Here is a 22403-nt window from a genome sequence, read left to right on the forward strand (position 1 = left end):
CTTTGAGCGCCTCCAAAACGACCTGCGCTTTGAAGGTGGCGGAATAGTGTTTTCGGGTGTTGGGCATGGTGGTGTATCCACCTTAATTGTGCCCGATTTGCTGTCCTAATTTATAGGACCATTATAATCTTCCATCCATCTTCGTCCGATTCCAGGCGCTCCAATACTCGGTCTCGAATGGCAATTATCTGTGGTTCACTGTCATAGACTACTCTGCGGATTGTAGCGCTCGCGCGTGTTCCTGCAACAGGTCCAATCTTCCCAAGAGAGATCATTGCCTTGAGTTTACATCCAAACTGCTCTTCCGTGTCAAAAATATCGATTATGTCGCCGACTATCGCCTGATCCTTCGTTCTAACATGAGCAAAGGCGTCCATGAGCGCGTAGGCGTCTCCCCACGTCTTATGTCCTGGCGCTTTTTTCGTCCAAACAGCCTTGAGGTATTCTTCGTCGCCATCAAAACTTGCAAGACAGAATCGCAGGTGGTTCGAGGCGTGTTCACCCAGTACGTCATCCGACAGAAGCTTCGCCAGCCGTTCGCGTGGAATTGACGCCAACTCATCCCGATGCAGTTTCCAGAGGTGGCCCACGATGACCATGCTGTCATAACTTTTGCCCAGGGGATATTCGTATTGACTGTGTTCCAGTATTCGAACAAGCTCCTCTGTCGTGGCGCTTGACCATTCTGTCAGTATACGAGCCCTTGTTCTCCACCGTTCCGCTTCCGTTTGTTCGCGCTCTAAAACCTCGCGCGTGACACTGGAGGAAATGAATAAGCGCGTCTTCAGGGGCTGATTGAATCTGGACAGATTCTCCAGGTGTTCAAAGCCCTACTGACCTGATTTGTCGGGATCCTCTGCGATAACATCCAGCACTTCGCCAGTGGAGCTATCAAAAATGATCCAGCATTTTTCGGTTTGTCGAACAAGATCGAGGGCTTCGTCGGTGGTCATAAGAGCGCTTTTCGTTTGTCCGGGAAATCTGTGGCAGGTTATTAAGGTCAGAGGAGAACGAACTTGCTACATATCTACTTTGAAAGCGGCGCAAAGGCCTACGTATGGTTAAGGAATGCATGATTTTTACGCCCCCCAGCAGTCGGGCGATACCAATAAATCCAGCGTTTCCGCCTGAACGTCGTGTGTCTGCGCGGTCGTGGTGTAGAAGATGGCTTCGCGCAGCAGGCGCTGGGGGGGCTGGGTGAGTAAGTGGGCGCTGCCGCCGGTGGCGGTGACGGCGGCGTGGGCGGCGCGGACGGCCAACACGATGGCGCTGGCGCGGACGTGCAGGGCGCGTTCCTTGTATTCGGGGAGGCCGGCGCAGGCGCCGGTCCAGGCGAGGGCGTCGGCGCGGCAGCGGTCGACTTCTTCGTCGAAGGCGTCGGCGACTTCCGTGAGGCGGGGATTGGAACGCTTTGCGGCGAGGCTGCGTAAATAATGGATGGAGCCGCGCGCGCAGCCCAGCGGCAGGTAGACGTGGCCGGTGATGCTGCAGTGGTCGCTGTGGCGCAGGGCTTCGGTCGGTCGAAGGCTGAGCAGGGCGCGCTCGGGAATGAATAGGTCCGTCATTTTGACTTCGACGGTGTCGGAGGCGTTCATTACAGCGAGCGGGATACGCGGCCCGGGTGTCAGTGAATCGCCGTTGCCTTCTTTGGGGACATAGACGAAGAGGTGTTTGTCGCCCATCACGGCGCCGAGGGTGAAGCCGTCGAGCAGCGACCAGCCGGTGACCCAGGGGGCGACGCCGTTGACGAGATAACCGCCGCTCACGCGCTCGGCGGTGACGGTGGGGGGGGCGGGGCGGCGCAGGTGGGCGAAGGCGACGCCACAGAACTTCTCGCCGGCGGCGAACTGCGTGAGCATCTCGCGACGGAACTGTTCATCGGGCGCTCCGCCGAAGAAGCCGCCCGCGTGAAGCTGCTGCTGGACGAACGCGGTGACGCCGCAGGCGCTCGCGATCAGTTCGGCGTATTCGCGGCGCGTTGTTTCATCGGCGCCGAGGCCGCCGTACTCCGTCGAAATACTGAGACCAAAATAACCCGCCTCGGCAAGCAGTTTCACATTATCGCCGACCTGGCCATGAATGTCACCTTGATCGGCGCCCTGCGCGCGGGGGCGAAAGAGATCGTCGGCCAGTTCTTGGGCTCGTGTCAATAAAGCGTCTTCCATACGTGAGGGAAGTATACCCTTTATCCTCTGGGCGGAGATTTACGGCGCCAGAGTTTTCGAAGACATAAACGCGCCAGGCTCTTTGTATTTCTGCGACGAGCAGGGAGCCGGGTATACTTTCGCCATGGCTAGAATTTTGCTTCATACGCTCGGTTCGTCCGGCGACTTTAACCCCTTTATCGCTCTCGCGCTCGCCCTTCGTGACCGAGGACATCAGCCGAAGTTCGCTGTCAACCCTGGGAACGCGGCGAAGATCCGAGCGCTTGGCCTGGACGCCGTGGACGCGGGGCCGGACATGGACACACAGTCCGATCTTATGCGGCGTATGCTCAAGGCGTCGCTGACTGAGCCGATCGATATTCTTTTTCGGGAGATGCTGGTGCCGGCGATCGTCCCCGCCACCGAAGGCTTGATTGAGCTGTGCGCCGATGCCGATGTCTTCGTATCGCATCCCATTCAACTGGCCTCGCCCGCCGTGGCTTATAAGACGGGGATTCCGTGGATAACGGCGACGCCGGTCACTAATTGCTATCCTACCGAGGTGGGACCGATCCCGTCGATCGCATGGCGCAACCCGCCGGCGCTGGTGGGCAAGCTGGCGTGGAAGACCGCGCACGATCTGATGGCGCCGATCGATCAGCTGGCGAATGCGCAGTATGAGCGCCTGGGGGTTCCGCCGCGTAAAGACGTGGTGCTGGGCGGATGCTACTCGCCGCTGCTGACGCTGTGTCTCTGGTCGGAGAGCTTCTTTCCGCGCCCTTCTGACTGGCCGGATTTCTTGAAAATGGGCGGTTATGCCCGCTGGGATGGATCGGCTCCAGCCGACGCGCCGGCGCTGCGCATTCCCGAAGGGGACGCGCCGCTCGTGGTGTTTACTCTGGGATCGTCCGTGATCAATCACGCGAACGGGTTTTGGGAAACCGCGCTGGAGGCGGTTGGCGCGATGAACTGCCGCGCCGTTCTGCTGGGCGCGCCGAACGATTTTGAAATCCCCTTGGCTCTGCGCTCGCGCGTATTCGCGCTGCGGTATGCGCCATATCACGATCTGTTCCCGCATGCGAGCGCCATCGTTCATCAGGGCGGGGTAGGGACGACCCAGGCGGCGTGCTACTATGGCGTGCCGGCGCTTGTCGTTCCGCGTGGATTCGACCAGTTTGAGAACGCGGCGCATGTGCAGCGCAACGGCTGGGGACTGCGGCTGCTGCCGTCGAACCTGTCGCCGCAACTGCTGCGCCGACGGCTCCAGCGGCTTCTCGATTCCAAGGATATCGTGGAGCGAGTGGAGGCGCTGGGGAAGAGCATGCGGGCGGAGCCGGGGGCGGAGCGGAGCGCGGAAATCCTGGAAAGCGTCCTCGGCGACATCGCTGAGGCGGCCTCGGAGCCGGAGCGCGCCTTGACATCGGCTACCCCTTAAGATATAATGGAGCGTTCATTTTACGAGGAATTTCGGAAGAGTTTTCTTCGCGGAGGAAGAGTTTGAAACTGCAGAAGGTCTGGTTGCCGCTGGTCATCGTGTTGTTGATCGCGGCGTCCATTTGGGTCATGGTGGGAACGAAGTACGACGCGAAGCAGCATGCGCGCGTCGCGGCGTTCCCGGTCAAGTACGGTCTGGATATCCGGGGCGGGATCCGCACGATCCTGCGCGCCGACCTCTCGAAAGCACCCAACGGACAATTCGACCAGGAAATGGTGCGCCGCATCATCGAGCGGCGTATCAACAACGCCGGCGTCGGAGAAGCGACTGTTCAATCCAAGGGCAAGGATCAGTTCGTTATTGAGATTCCTGACGTCAAAAACAAAGACGCCGTTCTCAAGCAGCTTGGCACCACCGCGTCCATGCAGTTTTACTACTTCAAAACCGTAAACTGCGAGCGAACCGCGAAGTCCGGCGAGCGGCGCCCGGTGACCATGTCCGAAAAGGATGGACTTTACACCTTCACGGATCTGCGCAATCAGAGCCAGCCGACGTTCCGCGACGGCGCTCACATCCGCGCGGATTACAGCAATCTGCTCGCCGAAGGCACGACAACTCGTCCTGATACGACACTGACAACGGTGACGGCGCCGCTGGCCACGCAGGATGTGCAGCTCTATTTGACGCCAGATCAGCAGAAGCGGGTCACTGCGCTGAACCAGGAGTTGAAGGCTTGGGCGAGCTTCCTGGCTGATTGTCCAAAGATTTTGGACGGCGCGAACGTACTGCCGAATTCCCAGGCGCGCCTGAGTGGAAACACTGGCGTCGAGCCGGCGGTTACGCAGGAGTTCGACGCGACGGGCACCAAGGCGTTCGGAGATTTTACGCGTGAGCATACCGGCGAGATGATGGGCATCATCCTCGACGACGGCGTGCTTTCCGCTCCGAATATCAACGTTTATATCCCCGACGGGCGCGCTGAAATCAGCGGCGGCTTCAAGAGCCTGGGCGAAGCCAAGGCGTTAGCCGACATGCTGAACGCGGGCGCTCTGCCGGTTCCGCTGCAGCAGGTGCAGACGACGTCGATCGAAGCCAGTTTAGGCCACGGCGCGGTCGAAAAGGACATTCACGCCGGCCTGATCGGTCTCGTTCTGGTCGTCTTGTGCATGCTGTTCTGGTATCGCCTCCCGGGCCTTGTCGCCTGTATCGCGCTGCTGATCTACTCTCTGTTCACACTGGCGATTTTCCGAGGCGGCTTGCAGTGGCTGGGTGTACCGGCGGTCACACTGACCCTGGCGGGTATCGCGGGCTTCATTCTCTCAGTCGGTATGGCGGTTGACGCCAATATCCTGATCTTCGAGCGAATGAAGGAAGAATTGCGCAATGGACGCGGTCTGCGCGGCGCCATAGACTCCGGATTCCAGCGCGCGTTCCCCGCGATCCGCGACTCGAATATCTGTACGATCATCACGTCCGTCGTTCTCTTCTCCATGGGTACGCCCAGCGTTCGCGGCTTTGCGCTGACACTGCTGATCGGCGTCATCGTCTCGCTCTTCTCGGCGATCACAGTCACCCGCACCTTGCTTTATGCGCTGGTGGACGCCGGTTTCGGCAAGAACACAAAGCTGTTCGGTGTGGACAAAAACGCCGTGGCGAGCACCAAGCCTGGATACAACATCGTCGGCCGACGCAAGCTGTTCTACGCGATCAGCGCCGCGATTATTATTCCTGGGCTGTTCTTCTGGCTGGCGGTTCACCCGTCGGGCCTGAAGAGGAGCATCGAGTTCAAGGGCGGATCTCAGATTGAGGTCGCATTTGACAAACCCGCGACGCAGCAGGAGGTGGTCCGCGCCCTGCAAACGGCCGGCATGCAGGAGCCGCTCGTCCAGATGGCTGAAGGCGGGCGCCAGGCGATTATCACCACGGAAGAGATTACCAACGATCCGATCGCTGCGAATAACTTCGACCCGAAGACCAACCACGACCTTGTCGAGGTGAAGATCACAAATGCGCTCAGCACGATCCGGCAGACAACGCGGCTTTCCTTCGACCGTGTGCAGCCCCTGATCTCCAATGAGCTCACCAGTAAGGCGATCCAGGCAGTGGCGTTCGCGTCCCTGCTGATCGTGCTTTACCTTGCCTTCGCCTTCGCGACGGGCGGCTTCGCGGCTGGTCTGCGCATGGGCGTCTCGGCGATTGCAGCGCTCCTGCACGACGTCGTCCTGCTGATTGGCGTGTTCGCGATCCTTGGCCACTTCCTGAATTGGAAGATCGATAGCCTCTTCGTTACGGCGCTGCTGACGGTCATTGGTTTCTCGGTCCATGACACGGTCGTTATCTTTGACCGCGTTCGCGAGAACCTGCGCAAGCGTCAGCGCGGCGAACCGTTCGAGAATCTGGTCAACGACTCGATCTTGCAGACATTCCACCGCTCGGTGCGCACGTCGCTGACGGTTCTGATGACTTTGGGCGCTCTGATCGTATTCGGCGGCGAAACGACGATGCTGCTGAACGTGGCGCTGTTTATCGGTATCTTGAGCGGAACCTATTCGTCCATCTTCAACGCCGCGAGCATTCTCGTGGACTGGGAGAACTGGCTGGCGAAAAAGGGCAGCGGGATTACCAATGCCCCGGTTGCCGCGCTTGCCGGCGCGGGCGCTCCTGCTCCGAGCGGCCCATCAAGACCGACTGTGAGCGCTCCCAAGCCGTCTTCCAGCACAGTCGCCGAGGATGAGGATGAAGCCGGGCGGCTCCGACCGAAGAAGAAGCGTCCAATACGGCGTTTCTAAGACGACCAGGGGCGAGGGCAACCTCGCCCCTTCTTTTTAATCCGCCCACTCCCTGAGCGGCTGCGAACGGCTTCGTAAATGAACAGCAGCAAACGCTGTCTGGATGAGCGGAGCGTGATTGGACCGAATGCCTGAAACCCTGAGAAAAATCTGGACCCAAACGGACACGGATGCGCGCGCGGAAGCCGAATTGGTGCGCGAACTGTGTGTCCACCCCCTGACAGCCCGTTTGCTGGTCAATCGCGGTCTGAGTGATCCCGCGAAAGCCGACGCCTTTCTCCGCCCCGACCTTTCACAATTGCACGATCCTTTCGGCCTTCCCGACATGGACAAAGCGGCGCACCGGATCGCCGAAGCGATCGCCAATGAAGAAACGATCTTCATCCACGGCGACTACGACGTGGACGGCGTCACCAGCACCGCGCTGTACGTGCGCACGCTGACGGCGCTGGGCGGCAAGATCGTTTACCGGGTTCCGCACCGCAAGCTCGATGGCTACGACCTTAAGAACCGCGCCATCGACCATGCAAAGGAACAGGGCGCCACCCTTGTTATTACCTCGGACTGCGGCATCCAGGCCCGCGAAGCCGTCACCTATGCGAACAGCCTGGGCATGACAGTGATCGTCACCGATCACCACGAACCCGGCGAAACGCTGCCGCCTGCCTACGCTGTGGTCAATCCGCATCGGCACGATTCGACCTATCCGTTTCCATATCTGGCCGGTGTCGGCGTCGCTTTCAAGACGATGCAGGCCGTGGTGCGCCTGGTGCGCCCGGAGCACGAAACGGCGTACATTCAGAAGTTTCTCGATCTGGTCGCCTGCGGCACCGTTGCGGACGTGATGCCGCTGCAAGGCGAGAACCGAGTGTTCGCATCGTTTGGCCTGAAGGCCCTGGCGCGGACACGCAAGGTCGGCCTGCGTGCACTGCTGGAAGGCGCGCGGATCGACACCAGCAAGCCGCTCTCTGCCGAGGCCGTCGGTTTCGGAATCGGACCGCGCATCAACGCTGTCGGCCGTCTCGACGACGCCGCGATCGCCCTGGACTTGATGCTGACGGGCGATCCTGAAGAAGCGCTGCGCCTCGTCGAAACATTGAATAATTTCAATGCCGAACGCCAGATCGCCCAAAAGCGTATTCTGGCCGAGGCGATTGCACAGGTTGCGGACCGCGACATGGACCTGACGCATGTGCTGGTGGTGGCGTCGCCCGGCTGGAATGCCGGCGTTGTCGGGATCGTCGCCGGGAAGCTGGTTGAGATGTTCCAGCGGCCCGCCATCGTCATTGGGATCGACGAGACCGAGACCAATGGCAAAGGCTCCGCGCGCTCCATTCCCGGCTTCGATATGTTCAAAGGCATTCAAATCTGCCGGGGCCTGCTGGAGTCCTGCGGCGGTCACGAAATGGCGGCGGGTCTGTCGCTCAAGATGTCACAGTTTGATGCGTTTGTCGAAATGATCAACGCCCATGCGGCCTCCGTGCTGACGGCTGACGACTTCATTCCGCGCGTCTCGCACGATGGCGTGATCGATCCTGGGAAGATCACCCTGTCTCTGCTGGATGAATGGGAGCAGTTCGCTCCGTTCGGTGATAAGAACCCCGAGCCGCGATTCGCCTCCACCGCCGTGCGCGTCTGCGAAAGCCGCCGGATCGGCAAGGACCTCAGCCACTTGAAGATGCGCGTGCGCACTGATGAGATGGACCCGATGGACTGCGTAGGGTGGGGGCATGGCGGCTGGTCGGACGAAGTTGGTCCTGGCGAAGCGCTCGACCTGCTTTACTCGCCCCAAGTCAACGAATGGAATGGCCGCCGCAGCGTGCAATTGCTGATCAAGGACATTCGGCGGACTGAGGAATAAATCGGCGGACGGCTGACACTCTGTCGACTTGAAGGGTTAGTTTCAGCTGTCGCTCTTATTCTATGTAAGCAGAGGTAATCCATCATAGCCGGGCGCCGAACCAAGCCGCCTTGCAAAACGACCTCGTTTATGTTAAAGTGTAGCCATTACCCCGCAATCATACAAGGAGAAGCTATGTCCAAACTCACCCATGGACACGGCGGGCGACGCGCCAAGGCCCTGCCGATCATCATGATGCTCGCCTCTTTGGCCGCTGTCGCTCCGGCGCACGCAAAGGCTCCCGCGTTTCGCTGGGAGAAGATCCATCTCAAGAACGTTCGACCTTCGCAGCTGTTTACGTCCCTTGGACTGGACCATACCGTTCGCTACGGCCATACGCGCGGCAATGGCAAGCAGGGAACGGATCCAAATTTTCCGGCCGGTATGACGGATATCGTTCCGCTAGACGCTGACAAAACGCTCATTATTCGCGGCACGCCCGAAGGCTGCGCGCATTTCCGTCAGGTTGTCCGATCCGCCGACGTTCCTCCTCCGCGCTGGCAAATCCAGGCGGAGCTGCTGCGCATTCAAAACGGGCGGGAGGAATCCGTCGCCCGCCAATCTCTTGATTCCGTAACGCCCGACACCCTCCAGAAGCTGACATTTACGGTCGATGGTCAGGATCGCGCTTACCAGCTTCGTCTGCGCCCCGAGGCAAACGGCGCCATCGGCGTCTCCTACCAGTACAGTATGCAGCTTCCCCCGGCCCCGATCGCGCATGAGTCCGCCGAAGGCCGCGCGCCGGCGACGGAAGTGTTCGCGCCCGCGCAGATCTGGAGCCCCGCAGCACGCATCGTTACGATCCTGGGCGCAGTTCAGCAGATCGACGATCTGGCCGCGCAGCGGCAGGCTCCGGCCCCGACTGTCGATGGGCAGCCGGCGAATATGTTACAGGTTCTCGGCGAAGATTACCGGCTCCGTCTGACGATCGTACTCGCATCGGAAGCGCCCGCGCAAAATGTCGCTGTTCCCATACCCACCCCCGAGCGGTAGAGGCTTTTCATGCATCGCTCACTTTTGTCGTTTCTGATGGCTCCCGAAGGCGGCGGCGCGCTGACGCTTACGGTCAGTAAGCAGGATGGCGACGAGGTCCTGGAAGGGACGCTGACGGACGCCGCAGGCCGGGTTTATCCCATCGAGGATGGAATCCCGCGTCTGCTGCCGACGGAGCTCTTGGAGGCGCAGCGGTCCGAGATCGCCGCGCGCGACGCCCAGGTCGTTGATTACGATCGAATGACCTTTTTGAACCTCTTCGGTAAGATCGAAATCCCGCTGACGCTCAAACTTCTCTCTTCCCGCCCAGACGACCGCCTGCTCGAAGGCGGATGCGGCACGGGACGCATGTCGCAGATTCTGGGACGCGGCGTCAAAGAGATGGTGGCGATCGATTTTTCGTTTGAATCGCTGCGTGTCAACCGTAAAAAGCTGATCGAAGCTGGCGTTACCAATGTCCATCTCGTCCAGGCGGATCTTTGCCATCTGCCGTTCGCAAGCGGCGCGTTTACGCGCGCCGTGTCCTGCCAGGTTCTGGAGCATGTTCCGGGGGAGGAGGCGCGACGCGGCGCCGTCTCCGAGCTATCCCGGGTTTTGAAACCAAACGCCACACTCGTGCTGTCGGCTTACAAGCATTCGCTTTTCACGCGGCTCTTCGGTCAGAAAGAAGGCGCGCATGATGGAGGGATCCCATTCTTCCGTTTCACGATGCGTGAGATGAAGGAACTGCTGGGAACCTGCTTTCGGGTCGAATCCATCACGGGTATTCTGGTTTATCTTTACATTAGCCGGTGTAAGAAGCATTAACAAATCGCCTGACAGCGTCACAAGCAAGAGGAGTTCTATTGGGAAACGCGTATACCCCTGGATTGAAGGTCAGCCCTTACACGATCGTTCGCCGCACGCGGCGCCTGCCGCTGAAGGGGGATGTGCTGGTTGAAGCCGGCTCCGATGTCGCCCCGGATACGGTCGTCGCCCGCGCGGCGCTGCCTGGCCTGATGCAGAGCGTCAAAGTCGCGGCGCAGCTGGGCATCGATGCGGACGAGCTTCCGGGGACGCTGGTCGTCAAGGAAGGAGACGCCGTCGAAAAAGGGCAGATCCTCGCCGCCACGAAGTCGTTTTTTGGGATCTTCAAAACTGAGGTCAAGTCGCCGCTAGCCGGGAAGGTCGAGACGATTTCCTCGGTTTCCGGCAACGTCGGTATCCGTCAGCCCTCCTCTCCCGTCGATCTCACGGCGTACATTTCCGGCAAGGTCTCTGAAGTCATTGCGGGTGAGGGTGTGATCGTGGAGACGGCTGGGGCTCTGATCCAGGGTATCTTCGGCGTCGGCGGCGAGCGCGTCGGCCAGGTCAAAGTCGTGTCGGCCACACCGGAAAGTAATCTCACCGAAGCCGACATCACGCCGGACCTCGCGGGCAAGATCATCATCGGCGGCGCGAATATTTCCGGCGCGGCTCTGCGCAAGGCATCGGATGTCGGCGTCAAGGGGATCATTGTCGGCGGCATTATCGACAAGGATCTGATCGAGTTTCTAGGCTACGATATTGGCGTTGCGATCACCGGCCACGAGAACATCAATATCACGCTCGTGATCACCGAGGGCTTCGGCACGATCGCCATGGCGCGCCGCACCTACGAATTGCTGTCGTCGCTGGAAGGCAAGGAAGGCAGCATCAACGGCGCCACCCAGATTCGCGCCGGCGTCATTCGCCCCGAGATCATCGTCCCGCTCCCTGTCGACGCCGTGAAAGCCAAGGCGAATGAAGAGCAGGAAGCCGGAAACCTCAGCATCGGAACTCCTATTCGCCTGATCCGCGAACCCTACTTCGGCGCCTTGGCCACCGTGAACGCCCTGCCACCGCAGCTTACCAAGCTGGAGTCCGGAACCGTCGTCCGCGTCCTCGAAGCTAAGCTCGCTGACGGCAGCGTCGTCACCGTCCCCCGAGCCAACGTCGAGATCATGGAGCAGTAGACGGCAGCATTGCGCCTAATCCCAATAAGCGCCCAGCGTCTCCAATTGATCTCGGTATTCGATATTCGCGATCCACTCTTCCGGCCACGCCGTGAGCCCCCAGTGGGCTCCGGCGAAGGCTCCGGTAAGGCATGCAATCGAATCCGAGTCGCCACTGGAGACGGCGGCGCGCTGAATGGCGGCGATGGGATTGTCCGGGAACAACAAAAAGCAGAGCAGTCCGGTCGCGAACGCTTCTTCCGCGACCCAGCCTGCGCCGGTCAGCGTGCAGGGATCGACTTCCCGGTTGGGATTCTTTAGTGCGGCGTCCAGGTCGTCCATCCGCCATAGACACTCTTCCCAGCCCTGTGCGATAAATGCGGCCGGCGATTTCATCATGGGCTGCAGCCACAGGTCTCCGAGCCATTCCTCGTGATAGACTTCCCGCTGGCTGTGCGCATAATCGCGGAGCCGCCGCGTCAGACCTTTCAGATCTCCTCCACCCAGCAAATCCGCGACGGCCGCCGCCGTAAGATCGGCCGCCGCCAGCCCTGTGGCGTGCCCATGCGTTAACGCTGCCTGAAACTGCGCGATCGCCGCTCGCGTCGTTGGGTCTGTATCCAGCAACCCGACCGGCGCGACGCGCATATTGGCGCCACAGCCCTTGGAGGATTCGATCGTTGCTTTACGCCAATCCCAGCCCTTCTCCAGACCGTCGCACGCACGCAGGCATGTCATGCCCGGTGCGCGGTCGTTGTCCGGACTGCGAAACCATCTCAAGAACGTCTTGCGCAGTTCTTTTTCCAGAGTTGCCGGCGACAAATCTGTCCCAGCGCGGTGCAAGGCTTCACCCACGGCGATTGTCATCTGGGTGTCGTCCGTGACGCGAATGGGGCGCTCTGTAAGACTGGTCGGTCCGTTCGGAGGATATTTAACCAGAATCTCCTCAACATTCATGAACTCGGTATCCGCGCCGAGCGCATCGCCAAAGGCCAGGCCATAGAGACATCCAGAAGCATTTCTTGGCATAGTGTTTCCTTTACACTTTAATGCGTTCAGTATACCACACCTCTCTGTCTTAAGCTTTCGTTGCTTTGGGTAAAAGAGACCATCACGGAAGGGAAACGAGATCATGAGCGATACACTGACACAAGAAGAAAAAATTACGAAGATTCGGGAATTCATCAAGGACATCGATTTTGGGATGCTGACAACGATCGCCGCCGACGGCTCGCTGCACAGCCGACCTATGTCCGCGAACAAGAATGTGGAGTTCGACGGGGATCTCTGGTTCTTCACCAATGCGTCGACCTTGAAGGTGGATGAGGCGCTCTCGCATCATCAGGTCAACGTCAGCTTCACGCAGCCCAAGGACCAACGATATGTTTCAGTGGCGGGAACGGCGGAGCTGGTGCGCGACAAAGAGAAGATCAAGGAATTATGGGAGCCGGAGCTGAAGGCGTGGTTCCCGAACGGTGTGGACGAGCCGGACATCGCGCTGCTCAAGGTCAACGCGAAGTCGGCTGAGTTCTGGGAAGGCCCATCAAGCTTCGTTGCGTACGCCGTGGGAATGGTCAAGGCGCTCGCGACGGGCGAGCAATATCAGGGCGGACAAAATGGGCGTGTTGATTTCTAGTACGGAGAAATAATCTTAGAAGAGACGAAGAGTAGCCGGCGACTGAAGTCGCGCCTAGAAGTGCTCTATGTGCCCCTCCGGGCACTCCTGAAAATACACGCAATCGCCAGGTTTCTGGAGTCCACGCAGGTGGACATCGTGCACTTCTAGGCGCGACTTCAGTCGCCGGCTATCCGAACAATTTTGCTCCGGCCTCTACCCCCGCCCATGCTCCCACTCCGCCGATCGTGGCGACTGTTGGGCGCGCCATTCGTCGGAAAGCGCCACGACACCGAGCTGGCGGCTGATTTGCCGCGCCGCCAGCCCTACGATGCCGGTGTAGGTGGGGTAGGCGAGCTCTAACTCAGCAATTTGCTCCACGCGGGTTTCGGACGCCATCGCTGCTGCGACCAACTGTACGATCTCGACGGCCTGCTCGCCGACAACATGGGCGCCGAGCACGTGTCTAGTCTCTCGATCCACGATCAGTTTGAAGAACCCTTCGGTGTGACCGTCGACGACGGCTCGGTCCAACTCCGCGTAGGGGACGAAGGCGACGGCGCAGTCGTACTCTTCGCGGGCGCGCGCTTCAGTAACGCCGACGCTCGCATATTCAGGATCGGTGAAGCTGCCGTGCGGAACGACCGCGTGCGGCGGCCGCTGGTGTCGGCCAAGGACGGCGTTCTCCGCCGCGGCGCGCGCCTCGTCACCGGCGCTCTGCACCAGCATCATCCGACCGGTAATGTCGCCGGCGGCGTAGATATTTGGAGCCGTCGTGCGCAGCGACTCGTCGACGCGAATATACCCACGGTCCGTTTCAATCCCCGCTGCGGCTAAGTTCAGAGTCTCGATGTTTCCCGGCCAGCCGGCGGCGACCACCACGGCCTCCACATCCAGCGTTCGTTCCTTATCTGATACCGAATAGTTAAGGCGCAGTCCCGTTTCGTCTTTGACGAGGCTTTCGACCTTGGCGCTTGTTACGATCTCGATGCCGCGGTCAGTGAACGCACGCGTCATAGCGGCAGACGTATGTATGTCTTCTCCCGCGACGACACGGTCGGCAAAATCGAGCAAGGTGACTTTGGAGCCGAAGGTGGAGAAGATCGAGGCGAGCTGGCAGCCGGTGGCGGCTGCGCCCACAATCGCCATGGACTTCGGCAGCGCGCGCAGGGACCAAAGATCGCTATGCGTCAGCGCATGCTCGCCTCCGGGAACCGGGAGCCGGCGCGCATGGCCTCCGACGCACAGAATAAACGCTTTTCCCTGAAACATGACGCCGCTGGGCAGCGACACGGTTTCGGAGTCCATAAACTTCGCCTCGCCTGCACTGTCATGAACGGTCACGCCTGCGGATTCCAGATGCGCGACGATCTGCTTTTTGTCGTGAATCCGGCCGATCATTTCTTGCACGCGGTCCATAATCCGCGCGATATCGACCGTTGGACGCGCTCCGCTTAGCCCGTAGGCGTCGAACTGCTCGGCGTCGCGTACGAGGCGCGCGGTCTTGGCGAGGACGCGCGTGGGGATACATCCATCATTGGTGCACACGCCGCCCATATCGCCCCGTTCCAGCAGCAATACGGACGCGCCCAACTCACGCGCCCGCAAGGCCGCCGTTGTTCCGGCCGGCCCGCCACCAAGCACGATCACGTCGTAAATCACCATCTGCATCTTCCGATCTAGGGATTGTTTGGAGCCAGGCGGTTATTTCAAATTCGGCAGACGCCAATCGATTTCTGCCCGGCCGTTTGCGCGCAGCGTATCGTTGATCTTCGAAAAGGGTTTGCTTCCGAAGAATCCGCTGCGAGCCGAGAGCGGCGAGGGGTGTGCGGATTGGATAATCGTGTGCTTATTCGTATCGATCAGTGGGACTTTCTTCTGGGCGTAGGCTCCCCAAAGAACGAACACCACTGGCGTTTCTTTCGCGCTGACCGTCTGAATCACAGTGTCCGTGAATGTTTCCCAGCCCTTGTTCTTGTGCGAGTTTGCTTCGTGGGCTCGAACCGTCAGGACGGCGTTCACCAGCAAAACGCCCTGCTCGGCCCAGGGAACGAGATAGCCATTGTCAGGAATGGGGATATCCAGTTCGGACTTTAATTCCTTGAAAATGTTGACCAGGGATGGTGGCGGTTTAATGCCGGGACGGACGGAGAAGCAAAGCCCATGCGCCTGTCCGTCGTCGTGGTAAGGGTCTTGGCCTAAGATCATCACCTTGACGTCGTCAAGCGGCGTCAGCTTGAGAGCGGAGAAGACTTCGGGTTCTGGTGGAAATACGGAGTGCTCGGCGCGCTGGGCGTCCACGAATTCCGTGAGCTTGTGGAAGTACGGTTTTTCAAATTCTCCGGCTAAACTTTCGCGCCAGGATTCCGGCAGTGTGAGATCCATGGTGTGAGGGTTTCCTCTTCTGGTTGGAATTTTACTTTAAGTGTGAGGGCAGGGGAACGGTCGGGAACATCTCGCTTATCTGCTTGAACTGCTGCAGAACCTGTGTGGTGATCCGGCCCTCCACCCATGGGTTCTTTTTGCTTTCTTTGTGCTCGTCCTCGCGCTCCAGCCAATGCGCTTGATAGATATGCAGGCCCTTGGACTGAGCGTGATGGACCGTGCCCAGCGAGACCTTATTCAGCGCATCGGAAAGCTCGTTGAATGTGAATGCGGACATCAGAGCATTCCTGTTTTCACGCCGGAACAGCACGGGCAGGCCGGGCATCAGCGTGGCCGAGAACTCCTCGGCGGTGTGCATCGTCTTTGGACGAGCGAAATCGAACAGCCAGACCGCGCAGCCGCAGCGAATGCGTATCTGGGAAATTTGCTGAAGACAGCGCAGCATCTCTTCCGTATTCAAAATTTGGTTCAGGCTAAAAACGCCCGTGATCATGTCGATGCGGGACGGGATCCGTTCGCTGAAGGTTCCAAAGTCGCAGTGGTTGATGCTGACGCGGTCGGTCAGCACGCGCTCCTCCACGATCTGCTGACCGAGCTCCACCAGCCGCTCGGAGGGGTCGATCCCGATGATCTGAATGTCGGGACGGCGCTGGGCCAGGTAGGTCAGAAAGCCGCCGGAGCCGCAGCCAAGATCCAGCAGCAGGCCTCCCTCAGGGATGAGCCGGCTTGTGGCCAGTGCGTTGAAGTGATAGGCGGCTTGATACGCGCGGTCCGAAGCATCGGAGACTTGCTTGAGATCGGCGGCGGCGGGAGCGAGAGCATCGACGCTGGTTCGCGGACGGCGCTCCATCGCCGAGCGGGACATCGTATCACGCATCGCGAGGGAAAGGATATCCTTGGAGAGCATGTGCGGTGTAACCTTCTTCAGTGAAAAATTTCGAGGAAATTAATGATCCATTATACCCGGATGAGGGAATGCTTACTCGGCAGAGGCGATGGAAACTTGAATTACGGGAACTATTGAGATACGAAACTGCCTTAGATAACTGCGAGATCACTCAACGAACTGGAGATGCTTTATGCCCTACATTACGGTCGGACAAGAAAACTCGGGCGACATCGAGCTCTATTACGAAGATCACGGAGCGGGGAAGCCCATCGTACTGATCCATGGCTGGCCTCTCAGCGGAGCCTCATGGGAGAAGCAAGTTCCCGCGCTGATCGACGCCGGATACCGGGTCATCACCTATGACCGGCGCGGTTTTGGCCGATCGAGCCAGCCGTTCTCCGGATATGACTACGATACGTTCGCCGCCGATCTTCAAACGATTTTGACGACGCTGGATCTGCGCGAAGTGGGGCTGTTCGGATTTTCCATGGGCGGCGGGGAAGTCGCCCGCTATCTGGGCAAATACGGCTCCGAGCGCATCTCCAAAGCTGGCTTCTTCGCCGCCATCCCTCCCTTCCTCCTGAAGGGTGATGACAACCCCGAAGGCGTGGACGGCGCGGTATTCGAAGGCATCCAACAGGCGATCTCTGCAGATCGCCCGGCCTTCCTGGCGCAGTTCCTATCTAATTTCTTCAATGTGGATATTCTGAAGGGGACACGGATCAGCGATGAGGCTGTGCAGTTAAGCTGGAATATTGCGGCTCAGGCGTCTCCCAAGGGCACGCTGGACTGTGTCTCCGCCTGGCTCACCGATTTCCGCGCGGACCTCGCTAAGATCGACATTCCTGTTCTGGTGATCCACGGCGGCGCCGACCGTATCCTGCCGCTCGCCGCGACCGGCGCGCGTACGCACGCACTGATTGCGGGCAGCGATCTGCTGATTCTGGAAGACGCTCCGCATGGTCTGAACTGGACACACGCGGCGGAAGTCAACGCCAAGCTGCTCTCATTCCTGGCTCACTCCTGACAGTCGCCGCAGTCCCCGCTTCCTAAGAGAATCGGGGACTGCTTGTCGCTCCAAAAAGAATTATTTGTAACTGCTCTATATATGTTGACAATTTGAAAGATATGTTGTATTATAAATCCAGTCATCTATAAATTGGTTCTGGCTTCGGCTTCAAGGATGATTCCGCAGCCTCCCAAGAAATTGACGAGCAAAGACGCTCCATTCGACCCGTCTCAATGAAGAGAAGCGTATTGTCAGGCGCGTTGAGAACGAAAATTCTTGGACCGTATTTGCAGTACTCTCTGCAGACGGCCGCTGTTATCCATCAGGAGAAAACGTCATGCTTGTCGGTCTTAATAAAAAGGGCTTTACCCTCATTGAACTTCTCGTAGTGATAGCAATAATTGCGATTCTCGCAGCGATCCTATTTCCGGTCTTTGCTCAGGCTCGTGAAAAGGCGCGGCAATCTACCTGCGCCAGCAACCTCAAGCAAATGGGATTGGCGAATCTTCAGTATTCTCAGGATTACGATGAGATGAGCATCGTTGGCTACGGCGACGACGGCTCAAAGGACGAGGACTACTGGTACTACACGATCATGCCTTATGTCTCCTCGGCCAAGGGAAATATCGCCACAATCAACTTTTGTCCGTCGTCTCCTCATTCTGCGAAAACTGCGTATTCGATGAATGCCCGCGTCGGCGGCGATTCCACGGACATTGGAGATCCGTTCTCTTTCAATTTCGATTATTCGAAGCCGTCTTCGCTGGCGATGCAGACGCATCCGGCTGAGACGATCGTTTTCGCCGAAGCCAATCAGATCCCGGCCTATGGTGACCAGGCTACCACGCTCTACCGCGTCAACCCCGGCTCGGTGAACGGCGGTCCATGGAACGCCTATGAAGCGCCGACCAAAGATAAAGATTGGGATTCCATCGACAACGATACCAATGCCGCAGGAACATCGCCGGGTCAGGTCCGGTACCGACACACGAAGATGGCGAACTTTGCTTTCTGCGATGGACATGTGAAGGCCATGCGCCGTGGGAACGTCACCATCTGGAACTGGCAGATCGGCGGCGACGCTCCCGACACCCTGACCGGTTCGCCCGCGCAGTATCGAACCGTTCGTTAGTCGTCCACCGGGCTCGTTCCTATAACAATGGAGCGGGCCTGCACCACTCCAAAGGCGCATACTCTTTCATGAAACGCAATGTACTGACCTGTCTCACCATGGCGGCCTTCGCCGCGCTTCCTATTGTCGTCCACGCTGCTCCGTCGCGCGCCCTCTGGGTCTGGAACACTGCGGCGATCCGGCAGGATGCGAAGAAACAATCGGCGTTCTTCCAATTCCTGGCCGCGCCTCGAGGCGTGGCCGCTCATCAAATCAAGACGATCTATTTCGATGGAATGCAGCCTGCTGACTTCCAGAATGCCGACACGGTTGCGCATCTGCGATCGTTTATCGCCGCCGCGCACCGCAAGCACATTCGAGTGGATTATCTCTGCGGTGATCCCAGCTGGGCAACTTCGAAGGGACAACCCGAGGGCCTGCGCAATCTCGCGGCGATCCTGAACTACAACAAGACATCGCCCGCCAATACGCGTTACGACGGTTTCCAGTACGACGTGGAGCCGTATACACTGCAAGGGCCGGACGGGTGGCCGTCCGCGACCATCCAGAACGGTTTGGTCGATCTGCTGCAGCGTTCACGCGCCGCCATCAAAGCGTCTGGTCAGCGCGTCATTCTTTCCCAGGCTATCCCGCGCTGGTTTACTGGAGTGCAGTTCGGCGCGCTCGGCCGCCGGATCATCGACACGGTTGATGAGGTCGATGTGATGGACTATGTCACGACCGTCGAGCAGTTGGTCGGCGATCCCGCCGCGATTCTGTCATACGCCAGCAGCAAGCACAAGGGCGTTTGGATCGGCGTCGAAACGAACCCCCTCGGAGACACGCCCCGGACAACGTACTACGGCGTTGGAAACGCCGTCATGGAGAGCCAGCTTGCACAGGCGCTGCTGAAATTCAAAGCGCAGCCGTCATTTCGCGGGTACGCGATCCACGACTACATTCGCTACCAGACTTTGAGGCCGTAACCCATGACGTATTCCAAGCAACGAAAAATTCGCTGTGTCTATCTCGCCTGCTGCTGTCTGCTGGGCCTGGTCGCGGTAACCGCCGGATGCAGCCATCAGTCTCCCGCCGCAAACCCCGCCAAGCCCAGCGATATGAGCCCGGCGGCGCGCGACGCGATGCATCGCGATATGCTGGGGCCGAGCGCGGCGCCGGCGAGCTCCGCCACGCGCTGAGAGTTGAGCCCAAAAGATTTCTTTTTGCATCATTGCGGCAAATTTAGCGGGATTTTGGTAATATAGAGTTGTTGAATATTTATCGCGTACATTGCGATAGAATTTACGCTTCTACAGCATATCCCAAAGACAAAGGCATTCGATACTGCTATGATCAAAAAGACATCGCCGGTGAATCTCAAGAAAACGTCCGTGGTGAAGCATCGCGAAGTTGCGAGTACTCTGCGCCAGGAAATTGAATCCGGTCTATGGAAATCGGACGAGCGGCTTCCAGGAGAACTCGAGCTTGCGCGGCGGTTTGAAGTGGCGCATATGACGATGCGGCAGGCGATCGCCAATCTTGTCGAAGAAGGCGTTTTGCTGCGTGTGCGCGGCAAAGGCACCTATATTGTCCCGAAGGAGCAGCAAGAGGCCGGTCCCCGGACCGTGCATCCCATGGCGCTGCTGTTTCCCTCGGATGCGCAGCGGCTCGATCCGTACTACTTCCCTGAGCTGCTGGAAGGTTTCCAGCAGGCGATGGAGGCGGCGGGGCATCGGGCGGCGATCCATGGCGATGAAATCGCCAGTTCACCGCATCTTCTGGAGCCTGGCTCCGCCGTCGCATGTCTCTTGTTTGAAGACGCCCAGGTTCAGATGATCGAGCGTCTGCGCGACAACGGCCTGCGGGTCCTCTCTATTAACCGTTACTCTGGGCGGCGCTCTATTCCGAGTGTCTACATCGACGATGCGAAGGGTGTGGAGAGCGCCGTGAACCATCTGGTCGGGCTTGGCCATGAGCGTATTGGGTTCGTGCGCGGCCCGGCTACGAACTTTGACGCCATGGATCGTTTGCGCGGCTTTCGAGACGCCGTGAAGCAGCATGGGCTTCGGGGCGCGTCGGAGGCGGGGGAGGGGTTCAATGAAGCGTCGGGATACGCCGCCGCCATTCAACTGCTGACCCAGACGCACCGGCCGACGGCCATTGTCTGCGCCAGCGACCTCGCGGCGCTAGGAGCGATCAAGGCCGCCCGCGACCTTGGCCTTTCCTCGCCGCGTGGACTGTCCATTGTCGGCTTCGGCGATTTTTCCGTTGCCGATTATATGCTGCCCGCGCTGACGACTGTCCGGCAGGCCCGTCTTGCGCTCGGCCGGTCGGCGGCCGAGTCGCTGATCGAGCTCGCGTCCGGTAAAGACATCTCGGACGTGGTGCTTCAGCCTGACTTGATCTTACGCGAATCCACCGCCGAAAACCGTTCGGCGCTGATGGCGGCGCGTTAACATTGATATTATTTGTCCAAGGAACTATTCATGTCGTATCTTGCCTGTGCGCCCGACGATGCGTGTTTCCCACACGTCCATATCATCCCGAAGCCTAGCCGCCTTAGACAGCGCGAAGGCTTCTTCCAATTCACGCACAGCACGGTGATCGTCGCCGCTGCGGAGGCGCGGTCCGAAGCGCTGCTGCTGTCGGAGCGTCTGACGCCCGCCCTGGGATTTGCGCTGCCGGTGGAGCAAACGCCGGCGGGCGCGGCGTCCAGGCTGGAATTTACTCTGGATGCCACTCTGGCGGCGCTGGGCGATGAAGGTTATCGGTTGTCCGTGTCGCCGGCTCGCGTGACGATCGCCGCCGCCTCTTCCGCAGGATTGTTCTATGGATTACAGACGTTATTGCAATTATTGCCCTCATCGATGCTGGGCGCTGAGATCTGTGAAGACCGGGAGTGGGTTGTTCCCTGTATCGAGATTGAGGATTCGCCTCGATTTGTCTGGCGTGGGACAATGCTGGACGTCTCCCGGCATTTCATGCCGACGGAGTTTCTGTGCAAGTTTATCGACACACTGGCGCTGCACAAACTGAACATTCTGCACCTGCATTTGACCGACGATCAGGGCTGGCGCATCGAGATCAAAAAGTATCCGAAGCTAACGAGAGTTGGGGCGTTTCGCGAAGAAACGCTGGTGGGGTTTGCGGAGAAGAGCCCCACGCGCCCGGATTTCGACCCCGAAGAACAAGTCTTCGATGGGACGCCTTACGGCGACTTCTATACGCAGGAGCAGATGCGCGAAGTGGTGGAGTATGCGCGCCGCCGGCATGTGACGATTGTCCCGGAGATTGAAATGCCCGGACACGCGCAGGCCGCCGTCGCGGCGTATCCCGAACTGGGCTGCACAGATATGAGAGTTGATGTCAGCCCGCGCTGGGGGATCCACGCCGAGCTGTTTAATCCTCTGGAAACGACGATTGCCTTTTTGCAGGATGTGCTTTCGGAGGTGATGGACGTTTTCCCATCTCCATTCATTCATGTTGGAGGAGATGAGGCCGTCAAGACACAGTGGCGGGAAAGCACCGTGGCTCAAACCCGTATTCGTGAACTTGGCCTGAGCGATGAAGAGGAATTGCAGTCGTACTATATTCGGCGCATGGATGAGTTTTTGACCTTGAAGGGCCGAAGATTGATTGGGTGGGACGAGATCCTGCAAGGCGGCCTGGCCGAGAATGCGGCCGTGATGTCATGGCGCGGGGAGGTGGGCGGAGTCACCGCCGCCGCCGCGGGGCATGACGTGGTCATGGCGCCCTACAGCCATACCTATCTGGATTACTACCAAACCGAGGATTGGGCTCACGAGCCGCTGGCGTTCAACGATATCGTGACCCTGGAGACGGTGTACGCCTACGAGCCCGTTCCCGCGAAGATCCCAGCGCATTTGGAGCATCATGTCCTGGGGGCGCAAGGGCAGCTCTGGACAGAGTACATGCCGACCCCCGCCCAGGTCGAATACATGGCGTTTCCGCGCCTGACGGCCCTGTCCGAGGTTACCTGGTCTTCCCGTGAGTGCCGGGACTATTCTGATTTCCGAGCGCGTTTGAGCGTTCATGTGAAGCGTCTGGCGGCGCTGGGAGTGGCGTATCGGCCGCTGGATGTCCCGACCGCCGTTCGGCGCGCCGCCGAAGTGGAAGAAGCTGTCACCGTCGCCGGCTGATCTTGAGGAAAGGCTGGAAAT

Annotated in this window: 20 protein-coding genes; 13 read left to right on the plus strand and 7 right to left on the minus strand. The window is 59.2% G+C overall.

Annotated features, from left to right (window positions below):
* Positions 1 to 110: 110 nt before the first annotated feature.
* The 3 genes from ABIZ35_RS06285 to ABIZ35_RS06295 all read right to left on the minus strand — a co-directional run bounded on the left by ABIZ35_RS06285 (position 111) and on the right by ABIZ35_RS06295 (position 2150).
* Entirely contained in the window at positions 111 to 599 is a 489-nt protein-coding gene (locus ABIZ35_RS06285; RefSeq protein WP_348219025.1) for a hypothetical protein, read from the minus strand.
* Between the two features lie 231 nt (positions 600 to 830).
* Positions 831 to 953: a hypothetical protein gene (locus ABIZ35_RS06290; RefSeq protein WP_348219026.1), complete on the minus strand. Its 123-nt coding sequence runs from the start codon at positions 951 to 953 to the stop codon at positions 831 to 833.
* 126 nt (positions 954 to 1079) lie between these two features.
* The gene (locus ABIZ35_RS06295; RefSeq protein WP_348219027.1) at positions 1080 to 2150 is read right to left on the minus strand and encodes an acyl-CoA dehydrogenase family protein; all 1071 of its coding nucleotides are present in this window, start codon (positions 2148 to 2150) and stop codon (positions 1080 to 1082) included.
* 139 nt (positions 2151 to 2289) lie between these two features.
* On the opposite strand from ABIZ35_RS06295, the gene ABIZ35_RS06300 reads away from it, so the two are divergent.
* The 6 genes from ABIZ35_RS06300 to ABIZ35_RS06325 all read left to right on the plus strand — a co-directional run bounded on the left by ABIZ35_RS06300 (position 2290) and on the right by ABIZ35_RS06325 (position 11234).
* The gene (locus ABIZ35_RS06300) at positions 2290 to 3579 is read left to right on the plus strand and encodes a glycosyltransferase (protein ID WP_348219028.1); all 1290 of its coding nucleotides are present in this window, start codon (positions 2290 to 2292) and stop codon (positions 3577 to 3579) included.
* A gap of 62 nt (positions 3580 to 3641) precedes the next feature.
* Entirely contained in the window at positions 3642 to 6368 is a 2727-nt protein-coding gene (secD, locus tag ABIZ35_RS06305; protein ID WP_348219029.1) for a protein translocase subunit SecD, read from the plus strand.
* Between the two features lie 127 nt (positions 6369 to 6495).
* The gene (gene recJ / locus ABIZ35_RS06310; protein ID WP_348219030.1) at positions 6496 to 8229 is read left to right on the plus strand and encodes a single-stranded-DNA-specific exonuclease RecJ; all 1734 of its coding nucleotides are present in this window, start codon (positions 6496 to 6498) and stop codon (positions 8227 to 8229) included.
* A 174-nt stretch (positions 8230 to 8403) separates the two neighbouring features.
* Complete coding sequence (locus ABIZ35_RS06315) at positions 8404 to 9261, plus strand: hypothetical protein (RefSeq protein ID WP_348219031.1); 858 nt, start codon at positions 8404 to 8406, stop codon at positions 9259 to 9261.
* Between the two features lie 9 nt (positions 9262 to 9270).
* Positions 9271 to 10068 (plus strand): methyltransferase domain-containing protein, encoded by a 798-nt coding sequence (locus ABIZ35_RS06320; RefSeq protein WP_348219032.1) that lies wholly within the window; start codon positions 9271 to 9273, stop codon positions 10066 to 10068.
* Positions 10069 to 10106: 38 nt separating this feature from the next.
* Positions 10107 to 11234, plus strand: a complete 1128-nt coding sequence (locus tag ABIZ35_RS06325; protein ID WP_348219033.1) for a hypothetical protein — start codon at positions 10107 to 10109, stop codon at positions 11232 to 11234.
* A 15-nt stretch (positions 11235 to 11249) separates the two neighbouring features.
* On the opposite strand, the gene ABIZ35_RS06330 is transcribed toward ABIZ35_RS06325, so the two are convergent.
* Positions 11250 to 12242 carry an ADP-ribosylglycohydrolase family protein gene (locus ABIZ35_RS06330; RefSeq protein WP_348219034.1) on the minus strand — a complete coding sequence of 331 codons (993 nt, stop codon included), beginning with the start codon at positions 12240 to 12242 and terminating at the stop codon, positions 11250 to 11252.
* Positions 12243 to 12345: 103 nt separating this feature from the next.
* Here ABIZ35_RS06330 and ABIZ35_RS06335 point away from each other — a divergent pair, with 103 nt between their 5' ends.
* Positions 12346 to 12849: a pyridoxamine 5'-phosphate oxidase family protein gene (locus ABIZ35_RS06335; RefSeq protein ID WP_348219035.1), complete on the plus strand. Its 504-nt coding sequence runs from the start codon at positions 12346 to 12348 to the stop codon at positions 12847 to 12849.
* A 195-nt stretch (positions 12850 to 13044) separates the two neighbouring features.
* On the opposite strand, the gene ABIZ35_RS06340 is transcribed toward ABIZ35_RS06335, so the two are convergent.
* Genes ABIZ35_RS06340 through ABIZ35_RS06350 form a run of 3 tightly spaced genes read right to left on the minus strand, consistent with a single transcriptional unit; the run spans position 13045 to position 16120 of the window.
* Entirely contained in the window at positions 13045 to 14499 is a 1455-nt protein-coding gene (locus tag ABIZ35_RS06340; RefSeq protein ID WP_348219036.1) for an NAD(P)/FAD-dependent oxidoreductase, read from the minus strand.
* Between the two features lie 33 nt (positions 14500 to 14532).
* Positions 14533 to 15213 (minus strand): uracil-DNA glycosylase, encoded by a 681-nt coding sequence (gene ung / locus ABIZ35_RS06345; protein WP_348219037.1) that lies wholly within the window; start codon positions 15211 to 15213, stop codon positions 14533 to 14535.
* 31 nt (positions 15214 to 15244) lie between these two features.
* A complete protein-coding gene (locus tag ABIZ35_RS06350; RefSeq protein WP_348219038.1) occupies positions 15245 to 16120 on the minus strand; it encodes a class I SAM-dependent methyltransferase in 876 nt (291 codons plus the stop codon).
* 172 nt (positions 16121 to 16292) lie between these two features.
* Here ABIZ35_RS06350 and ABIZ35_RS06355 point away from each other — a divergent pair, with 172 nt between their 5' ends.
* From ABIZ35_RS06355 to ABIZ35_RS06380, 6 genes are all read left to right on the plus strand, one after another.
* Complete coding sequence (locus ABIZ35_RS06355; protein WP_348219039.1) at positions 16293 to 17129, plus strand: alpha/beta hydrolase; 837 nt, start codon at positions 16293 to 16295, stop codon at positions 17127 to 17129.
* A gap of 319 nt (positions 17130 to 17448) precedes the next feature.
* The gene (locus tag ABIZ35_RS06360) at positions 17449 to 18243 is read left to right on the plus strand and encodes a DUF1559 domain-containing protein (protein WP_348219040.1); all 795 of its coding nucleotides are present in this window, start codon (positions 17449 to 17451) and stop codon (positions 18241 to 18243) included.
* 68 nt (positions 18244 to 18311) lie between these two features.
* Positions 18312 to 19208, plus strand: a complete 897-nt coding sequence (locus tag ABIZ35_RS06365) for a hypothetical protein (protein ID WP_348219041.1) — start codon at positions 18312 to 18314, stop codon at positions 19206 to 19208.
* A 3-nt stretch (positions 19209 to 19211) separates the two neighbouring features.
* Positions 19212 to 19421 (plus strand): hypothetical protein, encoded by a 210-nt coding sequence (locus tag ABIZ35_RS06370; RefSeq protein ID WP_348219042.1) that lies wholly within the window; start codon positions 19212 to 19214, stop codon positions 19419 to 19421.
* A gap of 150 nt (positions 19422 to 19571) precedes the next feature.
* Positions 19572 to 20678 carry a GntR family transcriptional regulator gene (locus ABIZ35_RS06375; RefSeq protein WP_348219043.1) on the plus strand — a complete coding sequence of 369 codons (1107 nt, stop codon included), beginning with the start codon at positions 19572 to 19574 and terminating at the stop codon, positions 20676 to 20678.
* 30 nt (positions 20679 to 20708) lie between these two features.
* Positions 20709 to 22382, plus strand: coding sequence for a beta-N-acetylhexosaminidase (locus ABIZ35_RS06380; RefSeq protein ID WP_348219044.1), 1674 nt, complete (start codon positions 20709 to 20711; stop codon positions 22380 to 22382).
* Positions 22383 to 22403: the final 21 nt, after the last annotated feature.

The organism is Capsulimonas sp. (genome assembly GCF_039929585.1).
Classification (GTDB): Bacteria; Armatimonadota; Armatimonadia; order Armatimonadales; family Capsulimonadaceae; genus Capsulimonas.